General features: G+C 31.5%; 7 protein-coding genes and 1 pseudogene. 7 read left to right on the forward strand and 1 reads right to left on the reverse strand.

All coding sequences use genetic code 11. The annotated features are described in order from the left end of the window. Nucleotides 1-295: 295 nt before the first annotated feature. The 7 genes and pseudogenes from EAE90_RS22675 to EAE90_RS22705 all read left to right on the forward strand — a co-directional run bounded on the left by EAE90_RS22675 (nt 296) and on the right by EAE90_RS22705 (nt 5,145). Nucleotides 296-745, forward strand: a complete 450-nt coding sequence (locus tag EAE90_RS22675) for a hypothetical protein (RefSeq protein WP_214055391.1) — start codon at nt 296-298, stop codon at nt 743-745. Between the two features lie 90 nt (nt 746-835). Continuing rightward, nucleotides 836-1,429, forward strand: a pseudogene (locus EAE90_RS24085) (RHS repeat-associated core domain-containing protein); the annotation flags it as partial. Between the two features lie 10 nt (nt 1,430-1,439). Beyond that, nucleotides 1,440-1,811, forward strand: coding sequence for a hypothetical protein (locus tag EAE90_RS22685; RefSeq protein ID WP_214055392.1), 372 nt, complete (start codon nt 1,440-1,442; stop codon nt 1,809-1,811). Nucleotides 1,812-1,913: 102 nt separating this feature from the next. Then, nucleotides 1,914-2,258, forward strand: coding sequence for a hypothetical protein (locus EAE90_RS22690; protein ID WP_214055393.1), 345 nt, complete (start codon nt 1,914-1,916; stop codon nt 2,256-2,258). 528 nt (nt 2,259-2,786) lie between these two features. Then, complete coding sequence (gene ybiA / locus EAE90_RS22695; RefSeq protein ID WP_422616013.1) at nt 2,787-3,230, forward strand: riboflavin biosynthesis intermediates N-glycosidase; 444 nt, start codon at nt 2,787-2,789, stop codon at nt 3,228-3,230. 550 nt (nt 3,231-3,780) lie between these two features. Then, nucleotides 3,781-4,227 (forward strand): hypothetical protein, encoded by a 447-nt coding sequence (locus EAE90_RS22700; RefSeq protein ID WP_214055395.1) that lies wholly within the window; start codon nt 3,781-3,783, stop codon nt 4,225-4,227. 570 nt (nt 4,228-4,797) lie between these two features. Continuing rightward, nucleotides 4,798-5,145, forward strand: coding sequence for a hypothetical protein (locus EAE90_RS22705; protein ID WP_214055396.1), 348 nt, complete (start codon nt 4,798-4,800; stop codon nt 5,143-5,145). Between the two features lie 12 nt (nt 5,146-5,157). Here the strand turns inward: EAE90_RS22705 and EAE90_RS22710 are convergent. Further along, nucleotides 5,158-5,335, reverse strand: a 178-nt coding sequence (locus EAE90_RS22710; protein WP_281422390.1) for a transposase, incomplete at its 5' end; no start/stop codon positions are given.

Below are 5,335 nucleotides of genomic sequence, written 5' to 3' on the forward strand. Positions count from 1 at the left end.
ATTAGGATCGCTTTTTTATGGAAGAGAGAGATCTTAACGTTTTAATGAGAGAAATACCTATAAAAAGTCATGTTCTGATTTTTATTTAACCAAAATAACCTTATTAAAAGTGTGAGATCCCACCCTGTGCTGGTATTAGTCCACATGTTCATCAGCCAGTAAGAAATGTTTCACCTAAAACTGGAGATATATACGGCTCACAAGGAACAAAAACTAGTGATGGTGGAGTAACATCACCTTCTACGAAAGATATAAAACAGCTATATGATCATGTATATAATGGAAAATATAATCAATGAAAGGTAATTTTGATTGTTCTCAGTTAATATCATTTGATTGGGATAAAAGTGATCCACCGTCATCAATGTCTTTATTTGAGGATATTGGCTTTGAAGTTAAATTTAATGATGAAATTCAATGCGTGAAATTGGATTACTTTAAAGAACGTAGTAATGAGTATTTTATTGATCTTATAGATAAAACATTCTCCGGTGAGTTTGAGGATTGGAAAGAATATGAAAAACCTACAAAAAGAATAATAGATTTTAGCGATGCTGTTCAAAAATTCATATTAGCTAATAAATTGACATATGTTAGGCTATTTATCAGTTTTTTTGCTGAAAAGGATCTCAGTGATAATCATTATGAAAAAATAAAGTGTTCTGATTTATTGGATGCTCTATTCTTAATGTCTAAAAATAACTTTGACGTATGGGTTGATAACTTAATAATTGAAATTGAATGATATATAGATAATTAATAAAGTCGGAAAGATCCCTGTGATCTTCCGGCCCTGTTCTGCTTGACTCTCAATAAAGGGCGGAACTTGATGTATCATCTTCGGTTCGCGGGCCAGTATGAAGACAAGGAAAGCGGGCTATACTATAATCGTTTTAGGTATTACGATAACGAGACCGGGCAATACCTCTGTGCCGATCCAATTGGGCTTGCGGGCGGGTTTAATCCCTATTCTTATGTGCATAATCCGATTGGGCGTGTTGATCCTCTTGGGCTGAATTCAGAATTAATTGCGACGCAGGAAAAGATCAATTCAATACTTCGTGAGCATTTACCGGAAATACGTAAAATCGACCCGAATGCGGAGATTGGTTATCGAGGTAGTGCAGCGAGTGGAATTAGTAAGGCTCATGATCCGAGCATAGCAAGACCTGTTAATTTAAAAAGCTTTGATGTGGATGCGTTTATTAAATCCGATTATCTAGCTTATAACCCAGTATTTGATAATAGGCGTCGTGATGCTAATAAAATTGAAGGAATGAAAGAAATAGAGGCATCTATAGATAAGAAGTTAAAAGCAACAATTCCTGGATTAAGGGACGAGCCTTTCGGCTTCAGAATTTTTAAATCTCATGAACTAGATAAGCTTGCAAGAAAAGGCGATATTCAACAGATGGTTAAGTGTAAATAGGTTAATAAATATGTACGCAAAAAAATCAAGGCAATTAAATTTTGTTTTACTGGAAGATATTTCTTTTGAAGAATTAATATCTAAATTAGAGAAGGCATTCAATATTGAATTGCCTTATAAAGATATTAAAGGACGTTATATTGCTAAAGCAAATCAGCAAGAGTTTGATATTGAAGTTGTTGATAAAATTGACCAGTTAGGTGATTTTTTATGTGATGATTATCATGTGATGTATATAACTATTGACTCTGATAAATACTTTAATTTTGAATTTGAAAATAAAATTATTTCGATTTTAAAAGATGGACAAATAGAATGGAGATATGCAACTTGGTCAAAATTAGAAGATTCTGAACATTGGAGAAGAATATATCCAAATTAAATAAAAGATAGCTTAAAAAATATAAAGCCGGAAAGATCCCCGGGATCTTCCGGCCCTGTTCTACTTGACTCTCAATTGAGGGAAGAAATACCAGGAGTAAATATGGCAGCTGAACATATAGAAGATAAAAGCAAAACTATAACTATTACACAGACTGAAATTAATGCATTGAAAAAACTTATTATGTACATTAAATTCTCTTGTGAAGAAAATGAATCTCTACAATATGCCAGTAGTTATTCCATTAATAGTTTTCTTGATAAATTAATTGACATTGATTGCTTTGGAAATGCAGCAAGAGCATTTTACAGCAAGAGAAATATTGACAACGAAAAATTTGTCACAAAAAAAATCAATGACGACCAAGAGAGAAGCGTAAATAAAATGGATAAAGATATATATCAGGAAGTATTTAAAGAAGCACTTTATCCATTTAAGAGTAAATAAATCAATAAAGCCAGAAATTTTTTATTAAGATCTTTCTAGCTATCTTTGTATCTATAAATTAAGCTTACTATTTCATCATTTGCATCCTAACCTCTAGCAATCAGATTTGCTCACTGAAATGGTTGTTAATCCTCTTCACTATCCAAATAGCTGTCCCTAATACAGCTACAATTAGCTTATTTGAGTGCTTTTTAACGCAAACCTGAGTTACCCATATGAAACATTCGGCACGAGGCTTCAAACCAGAACTCACTCAAGTCCTGATATGACGAGGGTTACAGAAAATGATTTACTATTTTAGAATATTTTATTTAGGATTAATATTAGGAATTATTTAATCACTCTCATACAATTACTGACATTAAATATAGACTCCTTAATTTACCTATTTTCAAGCGCATGAAAAAAATTAAGTGATATTTATTATATAGCTGATGTTCAATTATATTTTATTTCTAAAAAACATTATCAGATTAACTTTATATCAAACAATCACCAAAGATAATAGAAAACCAAAATCATATGATCATGAATAATGCAATTTATTTCTACAAAGTTAATGAACCTTATGGCTGCTTTTCTAATTTTTCAAAACACGGGTTAGCGGTAAATGGTGTTTATTGGCCTACCGTTGAACATTACTTTCAAGCAAACAAATTCTTTGATTTCAATATCAGAGAAAACATTCGCAAATTAAATTTACCAAGAAACGCAGCAAACGCAGGCCAAGACAGAAAGAAACCATTAAGAACAGACTGGGAAGAAGTGAAAGACAATATTATGCAGTTTGCTGTTTTAGAAAAATTCAAGCAGCACAAAGAAATACGAGAAATATTATTATCTACCGGTAATGCTCGTTTAATTGAACATACGAAAAACGATTTTTATTGGGCTGACGGTGGCGATGGTTCTGGTAAGAATATGCTTGGCGTTATCTTAATGGAAATTAGAGAACAATTAAAAAAGTTTTAATTATTTTAACTGTATAATTTAAGTCGATAAAGCTCCAACAATTTTTCTGTCTTTTAATGATTAAACCAAGTCTGGAAATATGTTCCTGGAGCAAAATAAAATGAGTAAATTACAGCCATTAAGAATACATCAGGATGGTCTATTAATAATTTTTATGACGTTAAACCAATGGAAGAAAATACGGCTATGTCCATGATCCGGTCAATTGGATTGATCCGTTTAGACTTAGTAGTTTTGACCTATTTATACATGGTGACATCACAGATTTTCCTAAAGATCTTCATTTTGATCAACATAGAATAGCTCCAGACTTTAGTAGTATTGGAAGTCAGGCAGACCCTTTGATAACAGGGAGATTTATTCTGGATGTAGTAAATGATATTCAAGGTTGGGAAAATTAGCCCTGACATTTTTCTATTTCATATACGATTGATCCTGCGACAGGTAAACCTGTAACACTTAATAACCGTGGTTTAGCCGCTATAGTTGAATCTAAAGATGGCTCTGGCCTTGTTAAGACAATTGGCTGCAAAAAGAGTTAGGAAATAATATGACAATACAGTTAATGCCAGAAAAAACAGAGTTTAAAATATCAACTACAGACCTTGAAACTGTTTATACAGAATCAGGTGGAGTTAAACTTAGACTTAATGTACAAGATATTGATAATTTCAAGAGTGATACATATCGTGATATAGAAATCCACTTTTTGACTGTGGCTGAGCTCAGGTGTATTACTATGAATTTCTTCGATCTGAATCATCAAAACTATTCAATAGAGGGGCAGAATTTTACAGTAAATAGAATTGATTTTTGGGAAAAAAATGGATATCACCCTAATTCAGGTTTTTATCAAGTAACCAATTCAGATATATTGAGCAACAAAAGATCATTATATGACCCAAGAAATAGATTCTATTTAAAGCATTTTTTAATTAATGGCAATGATAGTCATATAGAAATAATTGCATCTAAATATGAATATAGATATTTATAAATAGTAATTAAAGCCGAAAAGATCCCCGTGATCTTTCCGACTTTGTTATTTTTATACTTAAAATAAATATCTTTCAGGGTTAACCTTATATATTAAATATATAATTTAAAATCATAAAAATATAAAATAAATAAGAAGATAAACAAAATAATAATACAGAAAAATATAAAATTCACAATAAATATATACATAGGCTATATTTTAGCTACTTTATTCTGTTTTTTCTCTGAAACAACAAAAAGCCGGGATCGCTTCCGGCTGGTTTCTTTCTCACCGTGGTGAATATCCATGCCACGCCGACGCCGACTGGTTAGTACAATGGGAAAGAATCAAGGTAATCACGAATATACTGATGCAATGCTCTGGATAAAATAAATCTACATCAATCAATTAATACCATATCGAAACAAGTGACTCACATACAAAATTATAGCTAAAAAAGATATGGAGAATGGCAATATTATTAAATCCAAAGATAGGTATAACACTAATATTCAGGGGGAAGACGTAAATTAAAAATTAAGACAAAGCATCTTTGATCTCTGGAGTAAAACTGTAGGATAATTCAATATGGGTGAGACAATAAGTTTTCATATGGAACCGGTTGAATTTTTTAAAAGTTCGTATTTTTTATCCGGTTCTATTGAAGAATTTAATGAATATGAAGCTATTGATAATAAAGATAGGGCATTAAAACTTCTTTTTGATCAAGACATACCAGGTAACTATATAGTTTGGAGTGATTTTTTCTCTGATCTGGTATCCGAGTTTTATCTTCATGAAGATTATAAAAAAGCAGAAAAGGATATCCTTGACAGAATAAAAATATCTACCCAAGATCAAGTTAAAGAAAATATTATAAAAAGAAAACTATATCTTATAAGAAAGAAACAAGGGTTAATTGATAACATAGAATAACCCGAATTCTGCTTAAGCCATCATTGAAATATCTTTCTCTGAGTAGAAAATTTTCAGTGATGACTTTTTCAATTTAAGGCTGTAAGCAATCAATCCACCTAAAACACACAACAGAAAGCCTTTTATACTTCGGTGGCGCGAGTGCTCAATTTGAGAAATGGTCTTTAATTGCCCATTAATCGTTTCGATG

Origin of the sequence: Photorhabdus caribbeanensis, from assembly GCF_018448885.1 — a bacterium.
In the GTDB taxonomy this organism is placed as follows: domain Bacteria; phylum Pseudomonadota; class Gammaproteobacteria; order Enterobacterales; family Enterobacteriaceae; genus Photorhabdus; species Photorhabdus caribbeanensis.

What these genes read in the sequence shown, in the direction of transcription:
- EAE90_RS22685 (WP_214055392.1), top strand. Translation starts at nt 1,440, where the DNA reads ATGTACGCAAAAAAATCAAGGCAATTAAATTTTGTTTTACTGGAAGAT.
- EAE90_RS22705 (WP_214055396.1), top strand. Translation starts at nt 4,798, where the DNA reads ATGGGTGAGACAATAAGTTTTCATATGGAACCGGTTGAATTTTTTAAA.
- EAE90_RS22690 (WP_214055393.1), top strand. Translation starts at nt 1,914, where the DNA reads ATGGCAGCTGAACATATAGAAGATAAAAGCAAAACTATAACTATTACA.
- EAE90_RS22700 (WP_214055395.1), top strand. Translation starts at nt 3,781, where the DNA reads ATGACAATACAGTTAATGCCAGAAAAAACAGAGTTTAAAATATCAACT.
- EAE90_RS22675 (WP_214055391.1), top strand. Translation starts at nt 296, where the DNA reads ATGAAAGGTAATTTTGATTGTTCTCAGTTAATATCATTTGATTGGGAT.
- ybiA (WP_422616013.1), top strand. Translation starts at nt 2,787, where the DNA reads ATGAATAATGCAATTTATTTCTACAAAGTTAATGAACCTTATGGCTGC.